Here is a 25,593-nt window from a genome sequence, read left to right on the forward strand (position 1 = left end):
TCACTTGAGTCCTGTCTTGCGGATGGCCGGCGCCACCACCGGTGTCTCGGCCACCGCGTTATGGCGCACCCGCGCCGGCGTGGCCGACTTCGACAGGGCCGCCAGGGCGACGAACCAAGCCTTGGGCATGTCCGACGGCAAACCGATCGGAATGCCAGCCACCTTCGGCGTGCGCGCAAAGGGGTGGCCCGGCGCTTCGAAGCCGGGCTCGGTGCAACTGATGCATGGGTAGCCACCATTGGTGCACGAGCCGACGCCGTTCCACGGGCGGATGTTGCAGTCGGCATGGGCCTGGGTGCCCTTGCAACCCATGTGCTCCATCATGCAGCCCAGGTCGCCGGGTTTCTCGGCGCTGGCCTTGAACTCGTAAAACTCGTTGCGCGTGCAGCCGTGGTGCACCAGCTGGTCGGCATAGAAGCGCGGCCGCCCGAGGGCGTCCATGTCGCCTGCGGCGAACTGGCCCAGCGCCAGCGCCAGCAGCGTGTCCACCACCCAGTCCGGATGGGTCGGACAGCCCGCCACGTTGATCACCGGCAGACCGGCGGCCGAGCGGTAATCGACGCCCAGCAGCCCGCCCGGATGCTGGCCGTCGTACTGCAGGCCGATCGCCCCCGCCGGGTTATTGCCGGCGGCGGTGATCCCGCCATAGGCCGCGCAGGTGCCGATGCCCAGCGTGTAGCGGGCGCGGGCCGCCAGCGCCCGCACCCAGGCAATCATCGGCCGGCCGGTGCCGGCCAGCATGTGAAAGCGGCCGCTGCCGTTGGGGCCGGTGAGCAGGGAGCCTTCGACGCATAGCAGGTCGAGGGGCTCGCGGCCGGACTCGAAATCGGCCAGCAGCGCGCGCACCTCGTCACCGGTCGCCTCCGACAGGGACGGATGCCAGGCCAGCTCGATGCCCGCCGACGCCAGCAGGCCAGGCAGATCCCGCGAGCCGGAGCACAGCAGCGACATCGTGCAGCCGCCGCAACCGCCGGACTGCAACCACAGCAGCTTCACTCCGCGTCCCCCGCCTTATCGCCGCCGTCCAGCCCGAAACGGGCCAGCTTGGCGCGCAAGCCGACGCGGGACAGGCCCAGTTCGTTGGCGGCGCGAGTCTTGTTCCAGCGCAAACGGATCAGGGTCTCCTTCAGCACGCGAGCCTCGAGGGCATCGACGCGCTCCTGCAGCGTGCCGCTGAAGCCAACCGCTTCCAGATCACCGTCGTAGGGGCTCTCGTCGCGGCCGTCTGCGCCGGCCTGCAGCACCCGCGGCGCCAGCAGGTGGGCGCCCAGGCGCGGCTCGGAAGACAGGGCCAGCATGCGCAGGATGGCGTTCTGCAGTTCCCGCACATTGCCCGGCCAGCGGTAGGCGGCCATGCAGTTCAGGGCTTCCTGGGTAAAGCCCTCGCTGTCCTTGCCGAGGGCGTTGCGGCTGGCCTCCAGCAGGCGCTCGGCGAGCAGCGGGATGTCCATCGGCCGTTCGCGCAATGGCGGCACGTGCAGCGGCACGATGGCCAGCCGGTAGTACAGATCCTCGCGGAAGCGCCCTTCCCGCACCTCGGTTTCCAGGTCCCGGTTGGTGGCGGCGATGACCCGCACGTCCACCGTCACCGGGCGGGTGCTGCCGAGCGGGCGGAACTCGCCCTCCTGCAGCACCCGCAGCAGCTTGACCTGGAAGGCCGGCGAGGTCTCACCGATCTCGTCGAGGAACAGGGTGCCGCCATCCGCCTGCTGGAACAGGCCGATGCGGTCCTCGTAAGCGCCGGTGAAGGCGCCGCGCTTGTAGCCGAACAATTCGGCCTCCAGCAGCTGATCGGGCAGCGCCCCGCAGTTCTCGATGACGAAGGCCTTGTCGGCACGGCTGCTCTGATAGTGGAGCGCCCGCGCGATCATCTCCTTGCCGGTGCCGGACTCGCCGGAGATCAGCACCGACAGGTCGAACGGCGCCACCTGGGCGATCAGCTCGCAGACCGGGTTGAGCGGGCTGCCCGGCGCACGGGTCAGTCCGTCGAGGCCGAACTCGCGCTTGACCCGCTCGTACTTCATCTCGACGCGCTTCTTCAGCACCGGCCCGGCGGTGCGCAGCTCCAAGCTGAGGCGCTGGTTCTCGGCCTGCAGGCGGTGCAGCTCGGCGGCGTTGCGGATCGCCATCAGCAGGTGGTCCGGCTGCCAGGGCTTGAGCAGGTACTGGTAGATGCCCGCATCGTTGATGCCGGCGATGATGTCTTCGGAGTCCGTATAGCCGGAGATGATGATGCGCACCACGTCCGGCCACTGCTCGCGCACGCGCTTCAGAAAGGCCACGCCGGACTCGCCCGGCATGCGCTGATCGCACAGCAGCACCTGGATGACTTCCCGTTCGAGGATGGTGCCGGCCTCTTCCGCCGACGAGGCGGTGAATACCTCGAACTCCTCGTCGAGGGTGCGGCGCAAGGCTTCCTGGGAACGGACTTCGTCATCCACCACCAGCACCGCCGGTAGGCGGGCAGCGGGTTTGAAAGGAGTATTCATCGGCCGACCTCCCGGTGGCGGGCGAGGTGGCGGGGGGTCCAGGACTGGGGGCTTTTCATCACGAAATGGTAGCGTGCGCCGTGGTAACTGGGGTCGAAGCCGTAGAAGTTGCGGCGCATGTGGGCAAGTTCTTCATCGCGGTAGGTAGCTAGCGGCTTGGCGGCCTCGTCGGCGGCGCGGCGGGCCTGCTTGGCGGCGAGGCGCTCTGCGTAGTCCGGCGCGTCGGCCAGCGCGGTGGCGCGGGCCAGCACCTCGGCCTCGAAGGCCGGCCGGTCGGTGCCGAAGCAGGCGTCGATGAGCCCGCCCTCCACCGCCCGTGGCGCGCCAAGAGGCAGGCGCGCGGCCATGATTGCGCGGGCGCCGTCCGCCCCCACCCGCCGCGGCAGCAGGTAGGTCCAGTATTCCGAGCCGTACAGGTTGCCCATGTTCTTGTAGTGCGGGCTGAGGATCACCCCGTCCCGCGCCCACACGTGGTCGGCGGCCAGCGCCAGGAAGCAGCCGCCGGCGCCGGCATTGCCGCGCAGGGCCGCCACCGTCAGGCGGTCGGTGAGCAGCAGGATCGCGAGGCACACGTCGTCCATCGCATTGATGTTGTCCCACGATGCGTCGGCCGCCGAACCGCCGTCCAGCTGCACGGCCTCGATGCGGTTGAGGTGGATGCCGTTGGACCAGAAATCCGCCCCGCCCTCCAGCACCAGCACGCGGGTCGGCCTGCTGCGGACGAAGTCGATGGCGGCGATCAGGCGCCGACACTGGTCGGTGGCCATCGCCCCGTTGTAGAAATCGAAGGACAGCACACCGACCGCCCCACCCGCCTCCTCCCGGTAGCGCAACTCGGCACCGTCGTCGTCGGCGGCGCGCCACAGCTCGCCGGGTCGCTCGGGCAGGCCGGCGGCCTCGGCGGCGAAGGCGATGGTGGCCGGCAGCTTGATCGCATCCGGCCGGTCGCCGCGCTTCACATGGCCGATCCACACCGCTCCGTCCACTGTGGCGCGCAGCACCGCGCCGTCCCGCCGGGCCAGCAGCGCACCGGGCGTGGCGCCGGGCTCAAGGGGTGCCGGATGGGCGTCGAACAGGTGGCAGGGCACGCCGAACAGGCTGTCCGCCACGCCGGGAAAACCGTCCGCCGCGCGCAGGCGGGCGAGGATCTGTGCGCTGCTGTCGCGCTGCCAGTCGATGGCGCGGTCGGCCTGGCGCATCAGCGGCTGCAGGCCGCCCCGCACATCGCCGTCACCAGGCTGCACGCGACGCGGCTGCCAGCGGCCGGCACGCCAGTCGTCCACGCGGTCGAGGGCGTCCAGCACGGCGGCCAGCGCCGCTTCGGTCACTTCGTTGCGATACAGGCTGGACTTCTTGGCCGGCCGCATCGGAAAGGTCGCACTGCCCCACACCGGGCCGGCGTCCATCTCCGCCTCGGCCTGCAGCACGGTGACGCCCCACTCCACCGCGCCGGACTGGATCGCCCAGTCCAGCGCCGACGGGCCACGGTCGCCAACAATGCCGGGATGGACGATCAGGCACAGCTGGCGCGACCACAGCGACTCGGGAATAGCCCGCTTGAGGAAGGGCGCCAGCAGCACGTCCGGCTGGAACAGCGCGACCGCCTCGTCGGTGACCGAGTCGGCGATGTCGAACTCCACCGATAGTTCATGACCGCGCACCGCCAGCGCCTCGAAGAGGCGCTGGGTCAGGCTGTTGAAACTGTGGGTCAGCAGCAGGATGCGCACGATTTACAGCACGGCCTCGAAGCCCTCGAACTGCGGCGGCCCCAGGTAGATGTCGCGGCTCGTGCCGGCGCCGGCGTGGGCCTTACGGAAGGCCTCAGAGCGGGTCCAGGCCTCGAAGGCGGCCGCCGACTCCCACACCGAATGGGATGCGAACAGCGTGAACTCCGGCGTCGTCGGTCCCTGCAGCAGGTGGAACTCCTTGAAGCCCGGCACCTCGTCCAGGTGCGATTCGCGCTGCTTCCAGATGTCGATGAACTCGGCCTCGCGGCCCGGGGCGATGCGGAAACGGTTCATGGCGATGTACATGGTCGGTCTCTCCTGAGGGGTTAACAAATCCGCGGCAGCTGTTCGCCGGCCAGCCAGTCCACCATGCGGCGGCCGCCGAAGGCGGTTTTCATCTGCACGAAGCGGTGCTCGTCGGCGATCACCTCGCCAACCTTCGCCGCCCGCGCGCCAAGGGGATGGGCGCGCAGCGCGGCGAGCAGCCCGTCGGCCTGCGCCGCCGGGCAGACGGCGATCAACTTACCTTCGTTGGCGATGTTGAGCGGGTCGAGGCCCAGGAACTCGCAGGCGGCAGCGACCTGCGGGTCCACCGGGATGGCCGCTTCGTCGAGGACGATGCCGACGCCCGACTGCTGGGCAATCTCGTTGAGGGTGGCGGCCAGGCCGCCGCGGGTCGGGTCGCGCAGCAGGCGCAGGTCCGGCGCGGCGGCCATCGCCACGGCGGCAAGGCCGTGCAGCGCGGCGGTGTCGGAGCGGATCGCCGAATCGAAGGCCAGGTTCTCGCGCTGGGCCATGATCGCCATGCCGTGATCGCCGAGGGTGCCGGAGACGATCACCGCGTCGCCGGGCCGCGCGTTGGCGCCGGACAGCTCGCACCCGGCCGGCAGCGCACCGATGCCGGTGGTGGTGATGAAGATGCCGTCGCCCTTGCCTTTCTCGACCACCTTGGTGTCGCCGGTGACCACCGGCACGCCGGCCTCCCTGGCCGCCGCGGCCATGCTCAGCACCACGCGCTGCAGCTCGGCCAGCGGGAAGCCCTCTTCGAGCACGAAGCTGGCGGCCAGGTACAGCGGGCGGGCGCCCATCACCGCCACGTCGTTGATGGTGCCGTGCACGCACAGGCAGCCGATGTCGCCGCCGGGGAAGAACAGCGGCGACACCACGTGGGCGTCGGTGGCCACTACCAGGCGCTCGCCGGGGGCCGGCGCCGGCAGCACGGCGCCGTCGTCGCCTCGGCGCAGCCATTCGTTGTCGAAGGCGCGGGCGAAGATGTCGCTGATCAGCTGGACCATCGCGCGGCCACCGCCGCCATGGGAAAGGTCCACGCTGCCGTGGCGCAGGTCGAGGGGGCGGACGTAGGCTTTTTTCATATCAGGGCTTGAACACGAACAGGTCGGGATGGCTGCGGCGGTAGCGGCGCAGGTTGAGTATCAGCGCCGGCACCAGGGAGCGCACGCCGAAGGCCAGTGCCTCATCCACCGTGTCGCGCTGGATGCTGAGGAGGCCGCGGGCGGTCAGCGCCCAGCCGTCCCGGTCGAGGGACGACAGCGCGGTGGCCGCGTCGGTGGGCAAATTGCCGAGGGAGTCGGCGATGACGATCAGGCGGCGGATCGCCTCGTCGCGGGTCAGGCGCAGGGAGAACAGGGTCGCGTCATCGACCCCGTCGGTGAGGGTCAGGATCGCGTGGGCGGCATCCTCGACGATGCCGAGCAGGGCGCCGGTCAACATGGCCGGCCCCCGCGCGTGGAGAGGTCACAGGGCAGCATGGGCGTGTCGTGTCGTTCGGGGCCGAGCGGCACGGCACGCGCAGGCGTGCCCGCCGGGTCAGCCCCGGCTCAGTTGGCTCTCGGTCAGGTGTTTGAGGGTGTCGGCCACCGCCTTGGTGTGGTCGGCCGTCTCGGAAGTCTTGCCGCTGAAGGCCTGGATGTCGGTGAGCATGCCGGACAGGTTGGACACGTCGCCGGCCTGGCGCTCGATCTCCTGCGCAACGCGGCCGATCTCGCTGGCCAGCGTGGAGATGTCGGTGCCGATCTCGCCGGCGCTGGCACGGGACTTCTCGGCCAGCTTGCGCACCTCGTCGGCCACCACCGCAAAGCCGCGCCCAGCCTCGCCGGCCCGCGCGGCCTCGATCGCCGCATTGAGGGCCAGCAAATTAGTCTGATCGGCGATCTGCTGGATGACCTCCACGACGCCCTGGATGCGGCCGCTGGCCTGGGCGAGCTTGCGCGCGCTGTCGGCACTGTCGGCGGCCTGGTGCGTCAGTTCGCTGACCGTGCCGCCAGCCGCATTCACAACCCTTTCCTGCTCGTCGATGTGGACGGACAAATCACCCACCGAGGAATACAGGTCGCCCGCGCAGCTCTCCAGTTGGTGCGCCATCTGGTCGCGCAGGGAATGGGACGACTGCAGCGTCTGTCCGAGGCTGTTGAGGCCGTGCACCACCAGCGCGATGTTGTCGTCGAAGTTCGACGGGTCGAGCTGGCTGTGAAAGGCTTCGGCCTGGTAGTCGGCGATCTGCTTGACGATGACCCGTGACAGGCCGGTCAGCTTGGCGCTCTGGCGACGCAGGAAGAAGGCCTTGAACTCGCCGTAGTGGGCGACGAAGTTGTCCACGTAGTCGTCGCGGAAGGGCGTGCCTTCCGACACACGGAAGAAGAACACCGCGGTGAGTGTCTGGTTCAGGTTGAGGCCGAGGATCTCGCCGAAGGTCGAGAAACCGGCCATCTGCTTGCACGGCAGTGCGCTGCCGACGCGGGACAGTTCCTTGTCGTTGTACAGGCGGCGCAGGATGCAGTCGTTGAGGATGCCGGCCACCGGCGCGCCGGGCTTGCCGGCCATGAACTTACGGAAATCCTGCTCGGTGCTCTGCACCAGGCCAGTCCGGCGGACCAGCATCAGCTCCTCGCCCGGCGAGATGTCACAGTAGAAATTCACGCGGCCGGAGCCCACGTCCACATTCACCACCGAGCGGACGAAGATCTCCTTGCCGACCTGGATCGCGAAGGAGTAATCGGCCAGCTTGCCTTCCAGCTGGGCCGGCTCGCAGCGGAAATGGGCGCACAGCGCGTCGATGAAGGGCACGATGCGGCCATCGGCGGCAATCACCTGGCTGACGTAGCGCTGCTCCAGCGAGGCGCCGATGACCGGGAAGCGCGGGCCGTCCGGCACGAAGTTCTGGCTCTTCAGCACGCCGAAGCGGGTGCCCTTGGCCACCTTCAGAAAGGCGATCAGCGCGTGGTTCTCCAGGCGGCGCGTGCCGTCGTGGATCCAGGTGTTCTTGAAGTCGAACTTGCCGCCGGCCGAGCCGCCGACGAACAGACAGGGGAAGCGCCCGGAATCGTAGAGCGCCTCCATGAAGAAGGACTCGGATGCCGACAGGCCGTCGAACAGCACATAGGCCAGCGTGTCCCGGTAGTCGATGTCCATGTCGAGGCGCACCGCCTCGATGTTGCGGGCGATGCGCGCCAGGCGCTCCTTCACCGGCACTTCGGCCTTGCCACGGCGCAGGTCCTCGCAGGCCAGCGGCACGGCCACCAGCTGGGCGCGGGCGATCAGCGAGGCGTCGAAGCACTGCAGCACGACCCGGTCCCAGTGCTCGCCGGTATGGCAGTACAGGTTGTCGGTCTCGCCGCACAGCTCGCCGGCGGTGGAACACAGCATCACCGGCACACCCGGGAAACGGGTGGTCACGGCGCGGGCAACCTGGTCGATATCCACGTGGGGCGACACGTAGCCGCCGACGAAGGTCGGTGCGATGGATGCGGACGCGAGGCGCTGGGCAACCTCGGACGCACGGCATTGCAGTGTTACGACACCCGGGGCCGGCGCTCCCCGCAGACTTTTGAACAGGTTCATTTTCTTGTCTCCTTGCTCGGCCTCGAACGGACCGTATGGCGGCTTATCGGCCGCAACGAGACGAGATTTAACCCTGTTTTCGGTAATAAATCACTGACCAAACGTGGCTGATTTAAGCCATTGTTCCCTTTCGGCACAAGGACTTGGAAAAAGCGCTCCATCATGCAGCAACAACCGGGATGTCGCGGAAGCGGCCGTAGGTGTAGTGGGCTGCGCAGGCCCCTTCGGACGACACCATGCACGAACCCATCGGCGTCTCCGGCGTGCACACGGTGCCGAACAGCTTGCAGTCGAGGGGCATCTTGACCCCGCGCAGAATGGCCCCGCATTCGCAGGACTTGTGGTCCGGCACGCCCTGGTAGCGCAGGCCGAAACGCGCCTCGGCGTCGAAGCCGGCAAAGCGCTCGCGGATGCGCAGTGCCGAATAGGGCACCGTGCCAAGACCGCGCCATTCGAAGTCGCGGCGCAGCTCGAAGATTTCCGACACCAGGGCCTGGGCCTTCAGGTTGCCGTCCTCGCTAACCGCGCGGGAGAACTCGTTCTCGACTTCGGCCCGGCCCTCGTTCACCTGACGCACCAGCATGCGGATCGCCTGCATCACGTCGAGGGGCTCGAAGCCGGCGATCACCACCGGCTTGCGGTACTCCTCGGCAAAGTGCGCATACGGGCGGCTGCCGATCACCGTGCTGACGTGGGCCGGACCGATGAAGCCGTCCAGCGGCACCGTGCCAAGTTCGCGCACCTCCGGTGATTCGAGGATCGCGGTGATCGCCGACGGCGTCAGCACGTGGCAGCACAGCACGCTGAAATTCTTCAGGCCCAGCTGGGCCGCCTGACGGATCACCAGCGCGGTGGGCGGCGTGGTGGTCTCGAAGCCGATCGCGAAAAACACCACCTGCCGCTGGGGCTCCTTCTGCGCCAGCGCCAGCGCGTCCGCCGCCGAATAGATCATGCGGATGTCGGCGCCCCTGGCCCGCGCGCGCAGCATCGACAAGCCGCCGGAAGCCGGTACGCGCAGGGTGTCGCCGTAGGTGCACACGGTGACGCCACGCTCGAGCGCCAGGCCGATGGCCTGGTCGATGCGGCCGATGGGCAGCACGCACACCGGGCAGCCAGGGCCGTGGATCATGCGCACCTGCGGCGGCAGCAGATCGGCCACGCCGTAGCGGGAGATCGCGTGGGTATGGCCGCCACAGAACTCCATGAAGGCGTAACGCCGGTCCGGCCGCACTTCGCGGGCAATGGCCTCGGCGAGGCCGCGGGCGACCTCCCCGTCGCGGAATTCGTCCACGTACTTCATGCGGACGCCGCCTCGCCGGCCACGTCGATGCCGGCTTCCCGCATCAGCGCCAGCGTGCGCTCGGCCTCTTCCGGGTCGAGGCGGGTCAGCGCGTAGCCCACGTGGACGATCACGTAGTCACCGGGCAGCACGTCGTCCACCAGTTCGAGGGAAATCGTCTTGCGCACGCCGCCCAGGTCCACCAGGGCCTGGCCGTCGGGCAGGAGTTCGACCACACGGGTCGGAATTGCGAGACACATGAATTCAGTCCTTCCTGTTGCCGGGCAGCCCGGCGCTCACCACACGCCCCGCGCCAGCTGCGCGCGGGCCACCCAGGCCTGGCCGAGGGCCACGCCGCCGTCGCCGGGAGGCGCGTGCTGGGCTTCGAACACCTTCAGCCCGCGGGCCTGCAGACGCGTGCGCAGACCGCTGGCGAGCAGGCGGTTGTGCAGGCAGCCGCCGGACAGCACGACCTGGCGGATGCCAGTGGCGAGGGCCGCGTTGCCGAGCCATTGGGCCAGGCCATCGACGAGCCCGGCGTGGAAGCGGGCCGCGCCGCGGGCCGCATCGTCCTCATCGGCGAGGTGATTGAGCAGCGGATAGAGATTGAGCACCGACAGGCCCGCCTCCGGGCGCTCGTCGATGTAGTAGCTGCCGGGCAGCGCCAGGCAGTCGCCGAAGGCTCGCGCGAGGGACTCCAGCAGCATCGCCGCCTGGCCTTCGAAAGTCATCGTGTCGCAGATGCCGAGCAGGCCGACCGCCGCGTCGAACCAGCGGCCGAGGCTGGTGGTCGGCGGGCAGCGGGTGCCCTTCTGCAGCATCACCAGCACCTGCTCGACGCCGGCCTGTTCGGGGAAACGCCGCGCAGCCTCGTCACCCCGCCCCAGCGCGTGCAGCACGCCGCAGGCCATGCGCCACGGCTCCCGCGCAGCGCGGTCGCCGCCGGGCAGCGGCAAGGGGCTGAGGTGGCCGAGGCGGCGGAACTCGGCGCCATCCACGTAGAGCAGTTCGCCGCCCCAAGGCATGCCGTCGGTACCGAGACCGACGCCGTCGGCGGCCAGGCCGAGCACCGGCCCTTCAAGGCGATGCTCGGCGCACACCGCGGCCAGGTGGGCGTGGTGGTGCTGGACCGGGATCGCCGGGATGTCCAGGCGCTCGGCCAGCGCCAGCGCGGCCTGCGTCGAGTAGTAATCGGGATGGGCGTCATGGGCCACCGCCGCCGGCTGTACCGACAGGATGGACTGCAGGTGTTCGGCCGCCTCGTCCAGCGCCGCGCAGGCCGCCGGGTTGTCGAGGCCGCCGATGTGCTGGGACAGGAAGGCCTCACGCCCGCGGGCCAGGCACAGGGTCGCCTTGAGGTGGGCACCGAAGGCCAACACCACCGGGCCGTCGTCGGGCAGTGGCAGGGACAGCGGCGTGAAGCCCCGCGCGCGGCGCATGAACTGGATGCCAGCCCCTGCTGCTTCATGCGGCCCGGCCGGCAGATCCGGACGCAGGCGCAGCACCGAGTCGTCGCAGCGCACGACGATGTCCCGGTCGTGCATCAGCAGCACGTCGGCGATGTCGGCCAAGCGTTCGAAGGCTTCGGCGTTGTCCTTCACCAGCGGCTCCCCGTGGGGGTTGGCGCTGGTCATCAGGAGGCCCAGCGGCTGCGTGTCGGCCAGCCACGCGGTGCCGGCCGGTCGGCCGGCGGCGTCGTGGAAGATCAAGTATTGCAGCGGCGTGTAGGGCAGCATCACGCCGACTTCATCGAGGCCCGGCGCGATGCCCGGGAACATCCGGTCGAAGCCCGGCAGCTTTTCCAGCAGCACGATCGGCCGCTCGGGACTTTCCAGCGCCGCAGCTTCCGCCTCCGACACCCGCGCCCAGCGCTTCACGCTGGCCAGGTTGGCGAACATCAGCGCCAGCGGCTTGTGCGGGCGGCGCTTGCGCACCCGCAGGCGGGTCACCGCGTCGCCGTCGGCGGCGTCGCAGGCCAGGTGGAAACCGCCCAGGCCCTTCAGCGCGACGATCTCTCCGAGTTGCAGGCGGCGCAGCGTCTCGCCCACCGGGTCGCGGGCCAGCGCACGCACGCCGTGAGGTTCGTAAAGGCTCAGATGGGGGCCGCAGATCGGGCAGGCGTTGGGCTCGGCATGGAAACGCCGGTCGCCCGGAAAGGCGTACTCGGCCTCGCAGTGCGGGCACTGCGGAAAAGCCACCATGCTGGTGTGGGCGCGGTCGTAGGGCAGGTGGCGGGTGATCGTGTAGCGCGGGCCGCAGTTGGTGCAGTTGATGAAGGCGTAGCGCCAGCGGCGGTCGTCCGGGTCGAACAGCTCGCCGAGACAGGACGGGCATATCGCCGTGTCCGGGCCGATGGCGGTGGCCACCGCGCTGTCGGCGCTGGGCAGGATCATGAACTCGGTGCGCGCCAGATCAGGCGCGATCACCTCCGGCTCGATGGAGTCCACCCGCGCCAGCGGCGGCGATTCGCTGGCCAGGCACTGGGTGAAGGCATCGAGGATGGCTTCACCACCCTGGATCTCAATTTCCACGCCGGCGCCATCGTTGCGCACCCAGCCGGTGAGCCCGAGCGTGCGGGCGAAGCGGTAAACAAAGGGCCGGAAGCCCACGCCCTGCACGACGCCACGCACGCGCAGGCGGCGGGCAACGCAGGTCGGATCGACGATCATCAGCATCGGCGCGTCACCCCTTGGCGGCAAGCCGGGCTTCCAGCTCCGCGATGCGCGCGCGCAGTTGGGCGACGGTCTGCTGACGGCCGGCGCGGGCCTCGCCGCGACGGGCGTCGATCCATTCCAGCCAGTCGGCAAAACCGGCGCCAGTGGTGGCGGACACCTGAATCACCTCGAGCCGGGGATTGACCCGCCGCGCGAAGTCGATGGCCTTGTGCACGTCGAAGCTCAGGTAGGGCAGCAGGTCGATCTTGTTCACCAGCATCAAGCGCGCGGCGGCGAACATGTCCGGATACTTGAGGGGCTTGTCCTCCCCTTCCGTCACCGACAGCACCACCACCTTGGCGGCCTCACCCAGGTCGAAGGCAGCCGGGCAGACCAGGTTGCCGACGTTTTCGACGAGCAGCACGCTGTCTTCCGGCGGAGTCAGTTTTTCCAGCGCGCGGCCGACCATGTGGGCGTCCAGGTGGCAGCCCTTGCCGGTGTTGATCTGCAGCGCGGGCGCGCCGGTGGCGCGGATGCGCTCGGCGTCAAAGCTGGTCTGCTGGTCGCCCTCGACGACGGCGACCGGCACCTTGCTCTTCAACTCTTCGATGGTGCGCACCAGCAGCGTGGTCTTGCCGGAGCCCGGGCTGGACACCAGGTTCAGCGCCAGGATGCCCCGGTCGGCCAGCCAGCTGCGGTTGCGCTCGGCGTAGCCGTCGTTCTTGGCGAGGATGTTCTGCTCGATCTTGACCATCTGCGCCTGGCTCATGCCCGGCGCGTGGGCGCCGGCCGGGCCGTGGCCGTAGTGCACGCTGCCGTCGCCATGGTCGTGGATGTGCTCGCCCTCCTGGGCGTGGTCGTGGCTGTGCACAGAGCCGTCGGCATGGCGGTGGGTGTGCCCATGGGCCGCGGCCGGCACCCACTGGTAGGGCGTGTGGCCGTGCGCATGCTCGTCCGCGTGGTGATGGGCATGGCGATGCACGCTGCCGTCGGCGTGCACGTGCTCGTGTTCATGCTCGTGATCGAGGGCTTCGCCCTCCAGGCGGGTTTCTCCGGTTCCGCAACCGCACACATTGCACATGTCTCAAACCACCTTCATTCGATTTCTAGTTCCTTGACCCGCATCTCGGTGCCGCCGGTGGCCTGCACCTGGTAGCTGCCGCATTTCGGGCACGGATCGTACAGCGCCGCGACGGGCACCGTCTCGGCGCACTGCATGCACCAGCCGCTGCCGGGCACGCTGTCGATCTGCAGCGCCGCGCCGGCAGCGATGCTGTCCTGCATCACCACGTCGAAGCAGAAGCGCAGGCTGTCCGGCTCCACCGATGACAGCTGACCGATTTCCAGCACCACCGTCTTCACCCTATTGAAGCCCTGGCTGCGCCCGGCGTCCTCGACGATCTGGCGGATCCCTTCCGCCAGCGACATTTCATGCATCCGCAATCTCCACTTCATACGCCACGCAGGGGTCGAGCAGCAGCACCGCCCGCTCCACCGCCTCCTGCGCCGCGGCCCGCGTCGTCAGCTCGGCGGGTAGCAGCTTCACGATACCTGTTTCGCCAATGAAATTGCGATCCGTCGGCGCCTCCACACGCCAGGCGGCAACGCGGCCCCCGTCCAACCGCAGTTCGTGGCGCAGCGCACCACGGGCCGTATGGATCCACGCCTCGCCGTGCCCGGCCGCCGGCCGGCCGGTGCTGCCGTAGGGATAGACGTCGTCCGCCGCCAGGGATTCCAGCGCCGCGTGCACCGCCAGCAAACGGGCTTCGAGCCCGGCGCGGATCGCCGGCGCCCCTTCGGCGTCCAGGCGGTTCAACCCTGCCTCAAGCGCCCCTTCGCGGCCACCGCCCCACAGGGTTTCGTCGACCACCCGCGCGGTGGCCGCCACCAGGGCCTGCCGCCCCCGCCCGCGCGCGCCACGCCAGGCCGCGAAGGCTGCCGTCTGCGGCGCCGCGCCGAAACGCCGCGGCCAGTCGAGCAGCAGGCGCCACAGGTGTTCGTGCAGGCACTCGGCCCACAGCAGCCAGCTTTCCGTCGGCTCCTCGGTGGCCCACCCGGCAGCCAGCAGGGCCAGGCGCCCGGCTTCCCGCTGGGCCTGTGCGCACAGGCTGTAGTACAGCGGCACGCGGCTCAGCGCCTCGTCCGGCGTAAGCCCGACCAGGGCCTTGGCGACCGGTGGCCGGAGCAGATGGACCCGCCAGTCGTGCAAACAGCCATCCGCCCAGCGCGCGCTGACGCGCAGCCCGCCGGCAAGGGGGCCATTCATCATCGGTAATGCTCCCGCCTCACGCCGCCGACGCGTTGCCGCGCCCGAACAGCCAGCGCCGGCGCGACATGGGCTCGACCGCCGACGCGTCCACGGACGCCTCCAGCGGCGGGCGCAACAGGGCCAACAAGGCCGCCTGGGCCGTCGCGCAGGCGGCCTCCATCGAATCGAACTCCAGCGCCGGCGAGAACAACGAGCACACCTGGAAGGGCCCGAAGCCGACATCCTCGGCGTGGATGAACTCGTAATCGCCGCTCGGGAAACGCCAGTGCTGCTTGGACAGCGCCGGCACCACCTGCCACGGGGTGCTGCCCGGCAGCAGCAGCAGGTTGATCGCCCACGGCATCACCAGCACTCCGACGCGGACGCCTTCCCAGTCCGCCAGCCCCAGCAGCCGCACGGACAGCACGGGGTTGCACAGCGGCACGTCGGCCATCGCTCCGGCGGCGACGCCGCGGTAGCAGGCCTCGATGCGCTCGACCAGCCCGGCGGCGGCCAGCGGATCAGTCATCCTTCAGCACCATGAACTTGTGCTGCGGCGCATCGCAGGTGGGGCAGCGCCAGTGCTCCGGCAACCGCGAGAACGGCGTGCCGGGCGGAATACCCCAGTGCTCGTCGCCTTCGGCCGGATCGTAGACCGACCAGCAGATGCCGCATTCCAGCTTGTCGGTATCGGCCAGCTTGGCGCCGTCGCCGAGGAAGGAGCCCTCGAACATGCTCAACCCTCCTTCAGCATCAGGATGTATTCGCCCAGGCGTTCGATGGAGTCCGCGTAGTCCTCGGCGGCTGCCAGCACCACCTCCGGCATGTCCACCACCTCGATGGTGTTGAGGATCAGGCTGTCCATGCTGTTGAAGTACTGCACCCACCACACATTGGAGAGCCGCGTGCTGGTGACGCGGCAGTTGCCGTAGCCGCGCGACAGGATCGACACCTCCCGGTGGCCGAGGGCGCCGTACAGGTAGTCCAGATCCGTCTCGGTGACCGGCAGCAGGGTCAGGTTGATCACGTGGGCGGGCTTGCCGAACTGATGGCGGGCGGCCTGCTGCTGGACTTCGGCAAGCAGCGCCTCGCCGTTCATCATGTTGGGCAGCAGCGGCGGCAGGCTCAGCTCGGGCAGCGTGGTGGCGCGCATCGCCGCGTACAGCTCGACCGGCACCGGACCGGCGAAGAGGCGGTCGGCGACGATTTGCCCATCGACGCCCTCCTCCAGCACGCGCCACAGCGCGGCGAAGGCGGTTTCCTGCACGCGCACGCGGCTCGGCGCCAGCGTGAAGGCCGACACCTCGCCAAAGCCGAGGGACTGGGTCAGAACTTCGCGGACGCCGGCCGACTCATCGTCGAGCAGCGCCGTCGCCGGCTGGGCGGCGTCGATGGGCTGGTTGCGCATCACCGCCAGCAGGCCTTCGAGCACCTCCGCCGCCCGCGCGATGTCGGCGGCGCTGGCGGCCTCCGGCAGGCGCGGCGCCTGGAAGGTGTTCATGCCGCTCGGCATGGCCAGGTAGTCGGGCGCTTCGTCGGTCTGCGAACCGGGGCCGACGGGTACGACGGGAATCGGGAAGGGTTTCATGAACAGCTCCTGGCGTCCTGGACAGCAACGGAAATCGGGGGACGGCTGGGGGCGGCGGCAGCCAGGCCTTGCAGCTCGCCGACGAAGGGGCCCCAGTCGAGGATGCCGCTGAAGGCGCCCAGGTAAGCGCCGTCGCGCAGCACGACGACGCTCGGGAAACGGCTGGCGCCAAACCGCTTGGCGAGCTGCGGGCTCACCTGCGCATCGGCGGCGAAGCGCCGCGCCGGCAGGCCGAGGGCCTGCAACGCCTCGGGCAGCACGACGATGACGTCGAGGGATTCGGGGCTGCGCTGGGGGTCGTCGGTCAGCAGCAGCACGGCCAGCCCCGCGCCGGCGTCGAAGGCGGCCGCGTCGGCGACGCGCTCGAAGCCGTGGCGCTCGGCCAGGCGCTTGAGGGCCGCGTCCAGCTTGTCGAGGGACGACTGGGGCGGCGCGAATTGAACGCTCATGAAAGATCCTTCAAGTGATCGGGCAGGCTCGGTTCGCGATCGACCAGGTCGGCGAACAGCGCATCGATGCGCGCATGGTCGCCGGCCATTGCCGCATCGAGCGCTGCCAGCGCGTTGTTGATGGCGGCGGCCCGGTCGGCGTCGATCACCTCCCGCGCGGCGCCGAGAAAGGTCAGCAGCCAGGCGCCGGGCGGCTGTTCGCCGACCAGCGACAGGTCGATGTGCTGCTCGCCGTCCGGCCCGTCGCAGCGGGCCATCCAGCCGGCGGATTCGATAACGCGATACGGTACGCCGAGGCACACGGCTCAGCCCTCCTGCAGGAAGCGCGCATCGCCGAAGCGGCAGGCCTCCTGCTCGCTGGGGCGGCCGGACTCGTAATTGGCCATTTCCAGGCTGCCTTCGTTGAGGCGCGGCCCGGCACCTTCGCGCGGGGCCAGCGGCGAGCCCCAGCGGGCCAGCCATTCGCCGGCTACCGCCAGCGCCGGCTCGATCTGCGCCTTCACCGCATCGCGCAGGCTGCCGCCGAAATCCTCCAGCTCAACCGGCTGACAACCGATCAGCACCAGTTCTTCGGGCAGGCGGCCGAGCAACTCGGCAGACGCCAGCACCTCCTGGAAACCAGTCTGGTGCAGACTCATCTTTTTCGCACCCATGAAGCGCGGCACCTCACTGCCGGTGACGATGCGCAGCGTGCCCGGCGCATCGCCATAATCCACAGCATCGAAGACCAGCAGGCGCTGCGCCTCCTCCACATAGGGCAACAGGTACAGGCCCTGGGTACCGCCGTCCATCGCGGTGACGTTGTCCGGCAACGCATAGCGTTCGGCCAGTGCCTCCACACAACGCACGCCGAAGCCTTCGTCGGCCCACAGGAGATTGCCGATACCCAAAACGAGAATTCGCGGCACGGAAGTCATGAACACGCCTTTGTAACGGGATAGGTTACACAATCAAGTTCCGTGCCGGACTTGGGCTCAGCCGGATTCGTCGCCGGAAAGCGTGTCCGCAAGGCCTGCCTGGCCCAATCCGAGCGGGCGCAAATGCCCCCTGCGACGCAGGGCGGATACCATCATTCCAAACAAACAAAAAATAGAAACACATCCTTCCACCAAAGAACACAAAAAAAGACCATTCGCATACCACCCCCTGCCCGGCAGTCCCGCCCGACATCACGCGCTGCCATGCATATATTTCAAAGACATATCACGGGCAACACAGGAGGAATTTTTCCGCATTGCAACGGAATTTGCGCTGCACTCCCGAACGGAGTGGTTTATTGTCTTGAGCCCATGAAGAAGATCCTCCCCAGCCTCACCGCCCTTGCCCTCCTGACGGCTGCACCGCTGGCCTGGCCGGCGGAAGACAACCCCGAGAAACCAGCGAGTACCGCCGCCGCGGAGACGGAGGGGGACGCACAGTCGGCCCCCCGCAAGATCTCCCGCTGGGAAGATACCGGCATGAGGCCGGCGGAAGCCCGGGAGTGGGAAAACTACGCGTTCAAGCCGCAGGACGCCCTCGCCTGGAAGCACGCCGGCTTTCCACCGCTGGTGGCCCGCACCTGGTCGGACAAGGGGTTCGATCCGGACGAAGCGGCCGAATGGCGTGACTCGACCAAGAACAACCGCACGCTGATGGCGGACCTGGACCAGTCCGATCCGGCCCAATGGAAACGCGAGGGCTTTACCCCGCGCGACCGCCTGGCCTGGTGGGAGGCCGGCTTTGCCTTCGATGATGCAGTGCTGCTGACCCGGGCCGGCATGGGGCCCGCCGATGCCGCCTGGCATGGCCACGAAAAACTGAAAGAACTCAAGAACCAGAGCGGCGAGTCCACCACGTCGTCCAGCACGCCTGCGGCGGCGGACGACTCGTCCTGGAGCTTGCAGGACCTGAAGAGCCTGTATCTGGGCATCCTGCCCCACCTGAAGACCGGGCTGATCATCGCACTGACATTGGTGGCAAGCGCCCTGGCCTTCCACCTGCACCGTAGCCGACGATCCGCCAAGCAAAACGACGACGAGGCCGAACCCGACAGCACGACGCCGGAGAACGACACGGGGCGCCCACCCGCCTCACCAGCAGTCAAGGCCAAAGCGCATGCGCTCCGCACTGAGGACCGCCACCGCCCGGCACGCCGCACCTCGTTCTGGACACCGACGACGCCGACCTGCGTCCACTGCGGCAGCACCGACATACGCATTTCCCGGATCAAGCCGCGTCGGATCGCCGGCATCCAGTTCAGCGAGTATTTCCGCTGCCGCAACTGCGGGCGCCACTTCTCCAATGTCAGCTATGCCCCACTGGCAGCCGCCGGAATCAGCGCAGTGCTGCTATTGACGCTGTGCTCCGCCGGCATCATTCACATGCTGTCACTGATCCCCTGAGCGATCCGGGCCGCCCACGGCCCGGCACTCCCGATACAAGTCCCACTGCAACTGCAACCCCAGCCAGAAAGCCGGCTCCAGCTGAAACAGCAGCGCCAGCCGTACCGCCGTATCCGGCGTCACGGCACGCTTGCCGCGCACCAGCTCATTGACCCGGCGCCGGGAGATCCCCAGCGCCTTCGCCAGCGCATCCTGGGTGATGCCCAGGGGCACCAGGAAACGGCTCTCCAGAAAGAAGCCCGGATGCAGCGGGCGCCTTCCCGGGCGTAGACGCAGAAAGGCCGGAACGCCCTGTTTCCAGGGACGGTCCGGCCCGGGGAGGGAGACCTTGCGGGTCATTGCGCGGTAGTGCGCAACACTCAGTCCTTGAACATCCGCCAGCCCGACACCATCGTCGAGATCAGGCTCTGGCGGCTCATGATGTCTTCACGGATCGCCGCATACACATGCACGACGGCGAAGCTCATCATGATCCACATGCCCAGCCGGTGCAGGCTGTGGGTCTGCATCGAGCCGCCGAGCAGCGGGATCACCCAGCCGAACAGACGGTCGGCCCAGGAGCCGAGACCCAGGCCCTCGCCATACAGCGCGAAGCCGGTGCACAGCATGCCGAAGGCCAGCACGGTGAAAAAGAAGAACATCATCAGCTGCGCCATCGGGTTGTGACCGACGTATTTCTTCGGCTGCTTCTCGAGGAACAGATACCAGCGCAGCTCGAAGAACACTTCGCTCCACCAGTGGCCGTTGAAGATCGGCAGCTTGAAGATCTGGCGCGAATGGTGGTTGCCGACGAAAGCCCAATACACCCGCCCGACCAGCCCTACCGCGAAGATGTAGGCTGCAGCGAAATGGGCGAAGCGGATGTAGCCCATCAGGAAGTTGTCGGACGCCTCGCCAGGCAGCGTCGGCAGCGGCTTGCCGATGAAGTAGCCGCTGACCGCCAGCACCACCATCGCCAGCGCGTTGATCCAGTGCCACAGGCGCACCGGGGCTTCATACACGTAGATCGAGCGTACCTGCCGGCCGTGCCTCTCGGCTTCCAGCATGTCCTGTTGTGACAACATGATCAGCCCTCCCGACAGGCGGCCCCGCAGGGCCTGGCAAACGAAGTGAGCATGGGGGTCATCATTGCCTCCTCAGCGAACCTTGACCGATGCCATTTCCTGTCCGTCCGGCGCCATCACGTGGGTGGAGCAGGCCAGGCAGGGATCGAAGGAATGCAGCGTGCGCAGGATCTCCAGCGGCTCGTCGGGCTTGGCCACCGGGGTGTTCATCAGCGAGGCCTCGAAGGCGCCGATCTGCCCCTTGTCGTCGCGCGGACCGCCGTTCCAGGTGGTCGGCACCACGGCCTGGTAGTTGTCGATACGGCCGTCCTTGATCTTGATCCAGTGCCCCAGCGCGCCGCGCGGCGCCTCGGTGAAGCCGGCACCCTTGGTTTCGGCCGGCCACTTGCTCGGCTCCCACTTGTCGATGTTGGCGGTATTGAGGTCACCGGCCTTCAGGTTGGCGATCAGCTTGTCGAAGAAGTAGCGCGACTTGTGCGCCGCCCACGAGGCCTCCAGGCCCCGCGCGGCGGTACGGCCGAGGGTCGAGAAGATCGCCTGCAGCGGCAGGCCGAGGTCGGACAGCAGCTTGTCGACGGGTTCCTTGAACTCCGGGTTCTTCTGCACGTAGCCGATCACGTAGCGGGCCAGCGGGCCCACTTCCATCGCGTTGCCGCGCCAGCGCGGCGCCTTGATCCACGAATACTTGCCCGCTTCGTCGAGGCTCTCGATCCGGGTCTTGGTACCCTTGGTGTTCTTGCCGAGCTCGAAGTGCGGCTCGGTGACGCCATCGAAGGGATGCAGCCCCTTGGACTCGTCGGCGTACTTGTACCAGCTGTGGGCGACGAATTCCTGGATCTGTTCCGGGTCCTTCAGGTCCACCTCGTGGATCTTGGTCAGATCGCCGCCGATGATCGCGCCGCGCGGCAGCAGCAGGCTGGACGCGGAGTAATCGTTGGCCTTGTCCGGGATGTCGCCGTAGGACAGCAGCGCCTGGGACGAGATGCCGCCGCCGTAGGTCCAGTCCTTGTAGAAGCTGGCGATGGCCTTCAGGTCAGGGATGTAGACGTTGTCGATGAAGTCGATGCAGCGGTCGATGATGGAGCTGACCAGGTTCAGGCGCTCCATGTTGATCGCCCCGACCGCGCCGGTGCCTTCCAGGTTGATGGCGCAGGGCACGCCGCCGACCAGCCAGTTCGGGTGCGGGTTCTTGCCGCCGAAGATGGTGTGGACCTTGACGATGTCCTTCTGGAAATCCAGCGCTTCCAGGTAGTGAGTGACCGCCATCAGGTTGGCTTCGGGCGGCAGCTTGTAGGCCGGGTTGCCCCAGTAGCCGTTCATGAAGGGGCCGAGCTGGCCGGATTCGACGAACTTCTTCAAGCGGTTCTGCACGTCGCGGAAATAGCCCGGCGAGGACAGCGGCCAGCTGGAAATGCTCTGGGCCAGTTCGGAGGTCTTCTTCGGATCGGCCTTCAGCGCCGACACCACGTCCACCCAGTCCAGCGCGTGCAGATGATAGAAGTGCACCAGGTGGTCGTGGATGTACAGGTTCAGCTGCATCAGGTTGCGGATGATGTTGGCGTTCTCCGGGATCTGGATCGCCAAGGCATCTTCCACCGCGCGCACGGACGTCAGCGCATGGGTGCCGGTGCACACGCCACAGATCCGCTCGGTGAAGGCCCACGCATCGCGCGGGTCGCGGCCCTTCAGGATCACCTCCAGCCCGCGCCACATGGTGCCGGTGGACACCGCGTTGCGGATCACGTTCTTGTCGTCGATGTTCACCTCGACACGCATGTGGCCCTCGATCCGGCACACCGGATCGACCACCACGCGCTTGCCGGAGTTATCGAGCTTGAAGCCCTGGGTTTCAAGCACAGTCATTATTTATCTCCCGAATTCTGGTTGTCGCCCTGCTTGTCGCTGCGGGCCCGCGCCAGCGCCGTCACCGCGGCATGGGCGGCAACCGCCGCACCGACCACGCCGGCCGCCGTGCCGCCGACCTTGTCGGCATTGCCTTCGATGGCGAACTGCTTGATGTCGGTGACGCGGTCGTAGAAGCTGCCCTTGTCCCAGAAGCCGTCTTCCGAGCAGCCGATGCAGCCGTGGCCGGACTGCACCGGCCAACTGACGCCGCCGTTCCAGCGCATCGACGAGCAGGCGTTGTAGGTGGTCGGGCCCTTGCAGCCCATCTTGTAAAGGCAATAGCCCTTGCGCGCCGCGTCGTCGTCCCAGTTCTCGACGAACTGGCCGGCGTCGAAGTGAGGACGACGGTAGCACTTGTCGTGAATGCGCTGGCCGTAGAACATCTTCGGGCGGCCCTGGCGATCCAGCTCGGGAATCTTGTCGAAGGTCAGCATGTAGGTGACGACGCCGGTCATCACCTCGGCGATCGGCGGGCAACCGGGCACGCGCACGATGGGCTTGTCGGTGATCACTTTGTGCACCGGCGTCGCGCGGGTCGGGTTCGGCTTGGCGGCCTGCACGCAGCCGTAGGACGCGCAGGCACCCCAGCTGATGATGGCCTTGGCGTCGGCACAGGTTTCCTTCAGCACTTCCACGAAGGGACGGCCGCCGTGGATGCAGAACATGCCATCTTCGTTGAGCGGCGGATTGCCTTCGACGGCAACGATGTAGTTGCCCTTGTACTTCTTCTTGACCTCTTCGATGATCGCCTCGGCCTGGTGGCCGGCAGCCGCCATCAGCGTGTCGTCGTAATCGAGGGACAGCATCGACAGCACCACGTCCTTGGTCAGCGGATGGGCCGAGCGGATGAAGGACTCCGAGCAGCAGGTGCACTCCAGACCGTGCAGCCAGATCACCGGCGTGCGCGGCTTGTTTTCCAGCGCGTGGGCGATCTTGGGTACGAAAGCGCTGCCGAGGCCCAGCGAGGTGGCCGTCAGGCTGCAGAATTTCATGAAGCTGCGGCGCGTGATGCCTTGCCGCCGCAGCACTTCGTAGAACGTTTCAGTCATGGATACCAACCCCCTGGTGGAACATCGGGCCCGGATATGTTCTGATCTATTGCGACGCAAGCGGGCCGGCACGGTCGCACATGGCGAGAGGGGATTTAACAAAAAGCGTGCCCAATTTCGGAACGCTTCAAAAACCCTTATCCGACAAGGCTTTATCAATTCACGACAGGCCGTCGCGCCAATAGCGCCGGGAGACTGGTAATCGACTGACCGGTCAAACGGAAACCATACGTCCACTTCCAAACCAATCAAACGACATAAACCCGAGTTTTCCGATCCCTACGATGAGCGACCTTTCCATCCAGCCCGTCGACTTCGACGACGCAGCCCAGCGCGACGACTTCCTCGTCCTGCTCGACCACTACATGCGTGGCCCGACCGGCAGCGGCCAGGCCATGAGCGACACGCTGCGCACGCGCCTGCCGGACGAACTGCGCCGCCGCCCGACCGTGCTGAGCTTCATTGCCTACTGGAACAAGAAGGAGGAGCGGCAGGCCGCAGGGCTGATCAACTGCGTGGAGGGCTTCTCCACCTTCGCCGGCAAACCGCTGTTGAATGTGCACGACATCATCGTGCATGAAGACTTCCGCCGCCGCGGCATCGCCACGGCCCTGCTGGCCCACGCCGAACAGGTGGCGCGGCAACGGGGCTGCTGCAAGCTGACCCTCGAGGTGCTCGAAGGCAATGCCGGCGCCCGCCAGGCCTACCTGAACAGCGGCTTCGCGGGCTACCAGCTCGACCCGGCCATGGGCCAGGCCCTGTTCATGGAAAAGAAGCTCTGAATCCGCACCGGCTTGAAAGAGGCAGAGGCGGCCCGCGCAACACGTGCTTGCAAATGAGGCCGCTTGCTTACATTTTCGATGTCAAACAGGCGTCAGGCCAGAACGTTAGTGTTCGCAGGCAGGACGATTCGCGCCTGCTCCAATTGAAAGCCCCTTTCCTGCGGAGGAGATCATCATGACCAAGCAGCATCGCAACCTGTTTTCCGCCCTCGTCGTGTCCGCCATGGCTTCCGTTGTCATAGGCAACACTTTTGCGGCCGATGGTCAGTGGGCCAAGACGCATCCCCGTCGCGCCGAAGTGAATGGCCGGCTGGCGAACCAGAATCACCGCATCAATCAGGAAGTGAAGGAAGGGGAGATCAGTGGCAAGCAGGCCGCTGCCCTGCACAGGGAAGACCGGCAGATCCGCCGCGAGGAGCGCATGATGGCCAGCCAGAACGGAGGCCATATCACCAAGCGCGAACAGCGGACCCTGAACCAGCAGGAAAACGCGGTCAGCCGCCAGATCGGCCAGTAAGGGTTCGCGGCCATGGCTCCAGCCGTTGGGAAACTGGGCTGCGCGGTAGCGCTGTTGTTGGCCTTTCTCACGCCAGTGGCGCTGCGCGCGGACGACGGCGCCGGCGAGCGAGCCGCGCTGCATGTCCTCAACCGCCTGAGCTTTGGCCCCGCGCCGGGCGATCTGGCCCACGTCATGCAGGTGGGTGTCGATCGTTATATCGATGAGCAACTGCATCCCGAACGCTTGCCTATACCCGGATCGCTCAGCCGCGATCTGGCGGGCCTCGATTCGGCAAATGCGTCTCCCCGGGAACTCATCGGCCAGTTCCGGGAGGCGCAGCAGGCGGTTCGCTCGGAGGGCGAGGATGCCAAGGCCCAGCGGCGGGAGCTGTTGCGCCGCGTGGCCCTGGAGGCCGGCGAAGCCCGCCTGCTGCAGGCGCTGCAAAGCCCCCGGCAGTTGCAGGAGGTCATGGTCGATTTCTGGTTCAATCACTTCAATGTCTTCGCCGGCAAGGGGCTCGACCGCGTCCTTGTGGAGTCTTACGAGCGCGAGGCGATCCGGCCCTACGCCCTGGGACGCTTCCGCGATCTGCTGGGCGCCACGGCCCACCATCCGGCCATGCTGTTCTACCTGGACAACTGGCTGTCCGTGTCGCCCGATTTCCACCCCCGCGGCGGCGGGCCGGCGGCGAAGACATCCGGCCTCAACGAGAACTACGCCCGCGAGTTGATGGAGCTGCATACCCTCGGCGTCGATGGGGGATATAGCCAGCATGACGTGACCGAGCTGGCCCGCATGCTCACAGGCTGGACCTTCGATGCGCGCACCAGACGGGGCGACGCCCTGTTCTTCTTCGACCCCCGGCGCCACGACAACGGGGACAAGACCTGGCTGGGGCGCCCGGTGACGGCGCGTGGCCAGGCCGAGGGCGAATGGGCGCTCGATGTGCTGGCCCGCCAGCCGGCCACTGCCAGGCACATCAGCTACCAGCTCGCCCAGTATTTCGTCGCCGATGTTCCGCCCCCCACCCTGGTGGAACACTTGTCCCGGCGCTTCCTGGAGACCGACGGCGATATCCGCGCGGTGCTGGCGAGCTTGTTCGCGAGCAAGGAGTTCCGCACCCCCGCCTTCCAGGGGGCCAAGTTCAAGACGCCTTACCAGTACGTGCTGTCGTCCCTGCGCGCTGCGGGTAATCCGGTGCGCAATGTCCGCCCGCTGCTGGGAACGCTCAATCAGCTGGGCATGCCGCTGTACGGTTGCCTGCCCCCCGACGGCTACAAGAATACCGAGGACGCCTGGCTCAGCCCCGATGCGGTGAGCCGCCGCATCGACTTTGCTTCGGCCCTGGCGGGCGGCAGGCTGGTCCTGGCCGAAGCGCCTGGCGAGGGGGGCGGTGCAATGCTGGCCACGGCCGTGCCGAGCGGCGCCGGCCGCGCCCGGGAAATGCGCGACGCGTCCGTCAAAGGGCAGCCCTCGGTGGATGCGGCGCGCCTGCTGACAACCCTGGGCAGTTCCATTTCGGCCAGGACCCGCGCGGAGGTGGAACAATCGGCGCCGACCCTGCGAGCCGCGCTGGTGCTCGGCAGCCCTGATTTCATGCATCACTGACCCTGGAGACACG

Annotated in this window: 27 protein-coding genes; 4 read left to right on the forward strand and 23 right to left on the reverse strand. The window is 67.8% G+C overall.

From position 1 onward, the window contains the following. The 19 genes from AC3QL2_RS06375 to AC3QL2_RS06465 form a co-directional block, all read right to left on the reverse strand. Entirely contained in the window at nucleotides 1-996 is a 996-nt protein-coding gene (locus AC3QL2_RS06375) for an NADH-quinone oxidoreductase subunit B family protein (protein WP_493231747.1), read from the reverse strand. Then, complete coding sequence (locus AC3QL2_RS06380) at nucleotides 993-2,489, reverse strand: sigma-54-dependent transcriptional regulator (protein WP_079432621.1); 1,497 nt, start codon at nucleotides 2,487-2,489, stop codon at nucleotides 993-995. Before AC3QL2_RS06380 ends, AC3QL2_RS06375 begins: the two co-directional genes overlap by 4 nt. Continuing rightward, nucleotides 2,486-4,216 carry an enoyl-CoA hydratase-related protein gene (locus AC3QL2_RS06385; protein ID WP_493231745.1) on the reverse strand — a complete coding sequence of 577 codons (1,731 nt, stop codon included), beginning with the start codon at nucleotides 4,214-4,216 and terminating at the stop codon, nucleotides 2,486-2,488. The genes AC3QL2_RS06380 and AC3QL2_RS06385 overlap by 4 nt, the downstream gene beginning before the upstream one ends. A gap of 3 nt (nucleotides 4,217-4,219) precedes the next feature. Then, nucleotides 4,220-4,522, reverse strand: coding sequence for a heme-degrading protein HmuQ (gene hmuQ, locus AC3QL2_RS06390; RefSeq protein ID WP_079432619.1), 303 nt, complete (start codon nucleotides 4,520-4,522; stop codon nucleotides 4,220-4,222). 20 nt (nucleotides 4,523-4,542) lie between these two features. Continuing rightward, entirely contained in the window at nucleotides 4,543-5,589 is a 1,047-nt protein-coding gene (gene hypE / locus AC3QL2_RS06395; protein WP_493231743.1) for a hydrogenase expression/formation protein HypE, read from the reverse strand. 1 nt (nucleotide 5,590) lies between these two features. Continuing rightward, entirely contained in the window at nucleotides 5,591-5,947 is a 357-nt protein-coding gene (locus tag AC3QL2_RS06400; RefSeq protein ID WP_493231742.1) for a hypothetical protein, read from the reverse strand. Nucleotides 5,948-6,043: 96 nt separating this feature from the next. Next, on the reverse strand, nucleotides 6,044-8,074 hold the full coding sequence (locus AC3QL2_RS06405) for a methyl-accepting chemotaxis protein (protein WP_493231741.1): 2,031 nt from the start codon (nucleotides 8,072-8,074) through the stop codon (nucleotides 6,044-6,046). A 160-nt stretch (nucleotides 8,075-8,234) separates the two neighbouring features. After that, nucleotides 8,235-9,374 carry a hydrogenase formation protein HypD gene (gene hypD / locus AC3QL2_RS06410; protein ID WP_493231739.1) on the reverse strand — a complete coding sequence of 380 codons (1,140 nt, stop codon included), beginning with the start codon at nucleotides 9,372-9,374 and terminating at the stop codon, nucleotides 8,235-8,237. Further along, complete coding sequence (locus tag AC3QL2_RS06415) at nucleotides 9,371-9,613, reverse strand: HypC/HybG/HupF family hydrogenase formation chaperone (RefSeq protein ID WP_493231737.1); 243 nt, start codon at nucleotides 9,611-9,613, stop codon at nucleotides 9,371-9,373. Before AC3QL2_RS06415 ends, hypD begins: the two co-directional genes overlap by 4 nt. A 36-nt stretch (nucleotides 9,614-9,649) precedes the next feature. Then, nucleotides 9,650-12,028 (reverse strand): carbamoyltransferase HypF, encoded by a 2,379-nt coding sequence (gene hypF, locus AC3QL2_RS06420; RefSeq protein WP_493231736.1) that lies wholly within the window; start codon nucleotides 12,026-12,028, stop codon nucleotides 9,650-9,652. A 7-nt stretch (nucleotides 12,029-12,035) separates the two neighbouring features. Next, nucleotides 12,036-13,088 carry a hydrogenase nickel incorporation protein HypB gene (hypB, locus tag AC3QL2_RS06425; RefSeq protein WP_493231734.1) on the reverse strand — a complete coding sequence of 351 codons (1,053 nt, stop codon included), beginning with the start codon at nucleotides 13,086-13,088 and terminating at the stop codon, nucleotides 12,036-12,038. Between the two features lie 14 nt (nucleotides 13,089-13,102). Next, nucleotides 13,103-13,444, reverse strand: a complete 342-nt coding sequence (gene hypA, locus AC3QL2_RS06430; RefSeq protein ID WP_493231733.1) for a hydrogenase maturation nickel metallochaperone HypA — start codon at nucleotides 13,442-13,444, stop codon at nucleotides 13,103-13,105. Beyond that, entirely contained in the window at nucleotides 13,437-14,276 is an 840-nt protein-coding gene (locus AC3QL2_RS06435) for a hypothetical protein (protein WP_493231731.1), read from the reverse strand. Before AC3QL2_RS06435 ends, hypA begins: the two co-directional genes overlap by 8 nt. A gap of 16 nt (nucleotides 14,277-14,292) precedes the next feature. After that, the gene (gene hybE / locus AC3QL2_RS06440; RefSeq protein ID WP_493231729.1) at nucleotides 14,293-14,784 is read right to left on the reverse strand and encodes a [NiFe]-hydrogenase assembly chaperone HybE; all 492 of its coding nucleotides are present in this window, start codon (nucleotides 14,782-14,784) and stop codon (nucleotides 14,293-14,295) included. Next, nucleotides 14,777-14,989, reverse strand: coding sequence for a rubredoxin (locus AC3QL2_RS06445; protein ID WP_374481889.1), 213 nt, complete (start codon nucleotides 14,987-14,989; stop codon nucleotides 14,777-14,779). The genes hybE and AC3QL2_RS06445 overlap by 8 nt, the downstream gene beginning before the upstream one ends. Nucleotides 14,990-14,991: 2 nt before the next feature. Continuing rightward, complete coding sequence (locus AC3QL2_RS06450) at nucleotides 14,992-15,843, reverse strand: hydrogenase expression/formation protein (RefSeq protein WP_493231728.1); 852 nt, start codon at nucleotides 15,841-15,843, stop codon at nucleotides 14,992-14,994. Continuing rightward, nucleotides 15,840-16,292, reverse strand: coding sequence for a thioredoxin domain-containing protein (locus AC3QL2_RS06455; protein ID WP_493231726.1), 453 nt, complete (start codon nucleotides 16,290-16,292; stop codon nucleotides 15,840-15,842). The genes AC3QL2_RS06450 and AC3QL2_RS06455 overlap by 4 nt, the downstream gene beginning before the upstream one ends. Next, on the reverse strand, nucleotides 16,289-16,594 hold the full coding sequence (locus tag AC3QL2_RS06460; RefSeq protein ID WP_493231724.1) for a HypC/HybG/HupF family hydrogenase formation chaperone: 306 nt from the start codon (nucleotides 16,592-16,594) through the stop codon (nucleotides 16,289-16,291). Before AC3QL2_RS06460 ends, AC3QL2_RS06455 begins: the two co-directional genes overlap by 4 nt. Nucleotides 16,595-16,597: 3 nt before the next feature. Continuing rightward, the gene (locus AC3QL2_RS06465; protein ID WP_493231722.1) at nucleotides 16,598-17,209 is read right to left on the reverse strand and encodes a HyaD/HybD family hydrogenase maturation endopeptidase; all 612 of its coding nucleotides are present in this window, start codon (nucleotides 17,207-17,209) and stop codon (nucleotides 16,598-16,600) included. A gap of 372 nt (nucleotides 17,210-17,581) precedes the next feature. Between AC3QL2_RS06465 and AC3QL2_RS06470 the strand changes: the two genes are divergently transcribed. Next, a complete protein-coding gene (locus tag AC3QL2_RS06470; protein ID WP_493231721.1) occupies nucleotides 17,582-18,673 on the forward strand; it encodes a hypothetical protein in 1,092 nt (363 codons plus the stop codon). On the opposite strand, the gene AC3QL2_RS06475 is transcribed toward AC3QL2_RS06470, so the two are convergent. The 4 genes from AC3QL2_RS06475 to AC3QL2_RS06490 form a co-directional block, all read right to left on the reverse strand. Then, complete coding sequence (locus tag AC3QL2_RS06475; protein WP_493231719.1) at nucleotides 18,659-19,012, reverse strand: HigA family addiction module antitoxin; 354 nt, start codon at nucleotides 19,010-19,012, stop codon at nucleotides 18,659-18,661. The two genes, AC3QL2_RS06470 and AC3QL2_RS06475, sit on opposite strands and share 15 nt — an antisense overlap. Before the next feature lie 20 nt (nucleotides 19,013-19,032). Next, the gene (cybH, locus tag AC3QL2_RS06480) at nucleotides 19,033-19,737 is read right to left on the reverse strand and encodes a Ni/Fe-hydrogenase, b-type cytochrome subunit (protein WP_493231718.1); all 705 of its coding nucleotides are present in this window, start codon (nucleotides 19,735-19,737) and stop codon (nucleotides 19,033-19,035) included. Between the two features lie 72 nt (nucleotides 19,738-19,809). After that, a complete protein-coding gene (locus tag AC3QL2_RS06485; RefSeq protein WP_079432600.1) occupies nucleotides 19,810-21,600 on the reverse strand; it encodes a nickel-dependent hydrogenase large subunit in 1,791 nt (596 codons plus the stop codon). Continuing rightward, nucleotides 21,600-22,691, reverse strand: a complete 1,092-nt coding sequence (locus AC3QL2_RS06490) for a hydrogenase small subunit (protein ID WP_481119550.1) — start codon at nucleotides 22,689-22,691, stop codon at nucleotides 21,600-21,602. The genes AC3QL2_RS06485 and AC3QL2_RS06490 overlap by 1 nt, the downstream gene beginning before the upstream one ends. A 284-nt stretch (nucleotides 22,692-22,975) precedes the next feature. Here AC3QL2_RS06490 and AC3QL2_RS06495 point away from each other — a divergent pair, with 284 nt between their 5' ends. The 3 genes from AC3QL2_RS06495 to AC3QL2_RS06505 all read left to right on the forward strand — a co-directional run bounded on the left by AC3QL2_RS06495 (nucleotide 22,976) and on the right by AC3QL2_RS06505 (nucleotide 25,580). Continuing rightward, entirely contained in the window at nucleotides 22,976-23,473 is a 498-nt protein-coding gene (locus tag AC3QL2_RS06495; protein ID WP_493231716.1) for a GNAT family N-acetyltransferase, read from the forward strand. A gap of 175 nt (nucleotides 23,474-23,648) precedes the next feature. Continuing rightward, a complete protein-coding gene (locus AC3QL2_RS06500; protein ID WP_493231714.1) occupies nucleotides 23,649-23,990 on the forward strand; it encodes a hypothetical protein in 342 nt (113 codons plus the stop codon). Nucleotides 23,991-24,002: 12 nt separating this feature from the next. Beyond that, the gene (locus tag AC3QL2_RS06505; protein ID WP_493231713.1) at nucleotides 24,003-25,580 is read left to right on the forward strand and encodes a DUF1800 domain-containing protein; all 1,578 of its coding nucleotides are present in this window, start codon (nucleotides 24,003-24,005) and stop codon (nucleotides 25,578-25,580) included. Nucleotides 25,581-25,593: the final 13 nt, after the last annotated feature.

It is taken from the genome of Zoogloea sp. GW822-FHT05C07 (assembly GCF_058800215.1).

Excerpts from the sequence above, each read along its gene's own strand:
- AC3QL2_RS06380 (WP_079432621.1), bottom strand. The coding sequence starts at position 2,489 with ATGAATACTCCTTTCAAACCCGCTGCCCGCCTACCGGCGGTGCTGGTG.
- hmuQ (WP_079432619.1), bottom strand. The coding sequence starts at position 4,522 with ATGTACATCGCCATGAACCGTTTCCGCATCGCCCCGGGCCGCGAGGCC.
- hypE (WP_493231743.1), bottom strand. The coding sequence starts at position 5,589 with ATGAAAAAAGCCTACGTCCGCCCCCTCGACCTGCGCCACGGCAGCGTG.
- AC3QL2_RS06400 (WP_493231742.1), bottom strand. The coding sequence starts at position 5,947 with ATGTTGACCGGCGCCCTGCTCGGCATCGTCGAGGATGCCGCCCACGCG.
- AC3QL2_RS06405 (WP_493231741.1), bottom strand. The coding sequence starts at position 8,074 with ATGAACCTGTTCAAAAGTCTGCGGGGAGCGCCGGCCCCGGGTGTCGTA.
- hypD (WP_493231739.1), bottom strand. The coding sequence starts at position 9,374 with ATGAAGTACGTGGACGAATTCCGCGACGGGGAGGTCGCCCGCGGCCTC.
- AC3QL2_RS06415 (WP_493231737.1), bottom strand. The coding sequence starts at position 9,613 with ATGTGTCTCGCAATTCCGACCCGTGTGGTCGAACTCCTGCCCGACGGC.
- hypF (WP_493231736.1), bottom strand. The coding sequence starts at position 12,028 with ATGCTGATGATCGTCGATCCGACCTGCGTTGCCCGCCGCCTGCGCGTG.
- hypB (WP_493231734.1), bottom strand. The coding sequence starts at position 13,088 with ATGTGCAATGTGTGCGGTTGCGGAACCGGAGAAACCCGCCTGGAGGGC.
- hypA (WP_493231733.1), bottom strand. The coding sequence starts at position 13,444 with ATGCATGAAATGTCGCTGGCGGAAGGGATCCGCCAGATCGTCGAGGAC.
- AC3QL2_RS06435 (WP_493231731.1), bottom strand. The coding sequence starts at position 14,276 with ATGATGAATGGCCCCCTTGCCGGCGGGCTGCGCGTCAGCGCGCGCTGG.
- hybE (WP_493231729.1), bottom strand. The coding sequence starts at position 14,784 with ATGACTGATCCGCTGGCCGCCGCCGGGCTGGTCGAGCGCATCGAGGCC.
- AC3QL2_RS06445 (WP_374481889.1), bottom strand. The coding sequence starts at position 14,989 with ATGTTCGAGGGCTCCTTCCTCGGCGACGGCGCCAAGCTGGCCGATACC.
- AC3QL2_RS06450 (WP_493231728.1), bottom strand. The coding sequence starts at position 15,843 with ATGAAACCCTTCCCGATTCCCGTCGTACCCGTCGGCCCCGGTTCGCAG.
- AC3QL2_RS06455 (WP_493231726.1), bottom strand. The coding sequence starts at position 16,292 with ATGAGCGTTCAATTCGCGCCGCCCCAGTCGTCCCTCGACAAGCTGGAC.
- AC3QL2_RS06465 (WP_493231722.1), bottom strand. The coding sequence starts at position 17,209 with ATGACTTCCGTGCCGCGAATTCTCGTTTTGGGTATCGGCAATCTCCTG.
- AC3QL2_RS06470 (WP_493231721.1), top strand. The coding sequence starts at position 17,582 with ATGAAGAAGATCCTCCCCAGCCTCACCGCCCTTGCCCTCCTGACGGCT.
- AC3QL2_RS06475 (WP_493231719.1), bottom strand. The coding sequence starts at position 19,012 with ATGACCCGCAAGGTCTCCCTCCCCGGGCCGGACCGTCCCTGGAAACAG.
- cybH (WP_493231718.1), bottom strand. The coding sequence starts at position 19,737 with ATGTTGTCACAACAGGACATGCTGGAAGCCGAGAGGCACGGCCGGCAG.
- AC3QL2_RS06485 (WP_079432600.1), bottom strand. The coding sequence starts at position 21,600 with ATGACTGTGCTTGAAACCCAGGGCTTCAAGCTCGATAACTCCGGCAAG.
- AC3QL2_RS06490 (WP_481119550.1), bottom strand. The coding sequence starts at position 22,691 with ATGACTGAAACGTTCTACGAAGTGCTGCGGCGGCAAGGCATCACGCGC.
- AC3QL2_RS06495 (WP_493231716.1), top strand. The coding sequence starts at position 22,976 with ATGAGCGACCTTTCCATCCAGCCCGTCGACTTCGACGACGCAGCCCAG.
- AC3QL2_RS06500 (WP_493231714.1), top strand. The coding sequence starts at position 23,649 with ATGACCAAGCAGCATCGCAACCTGTTTTCCGCCCTCGTCGTGTCCGCC.
- AC3QL2_RS06505 (WP_493231713.1), top strand. The coding sequence starts at position 24,003 with ATGGCTCCAGCCGTTGGGAAACTGGGCTGCGCGGTAGCGCTGTTGTTG.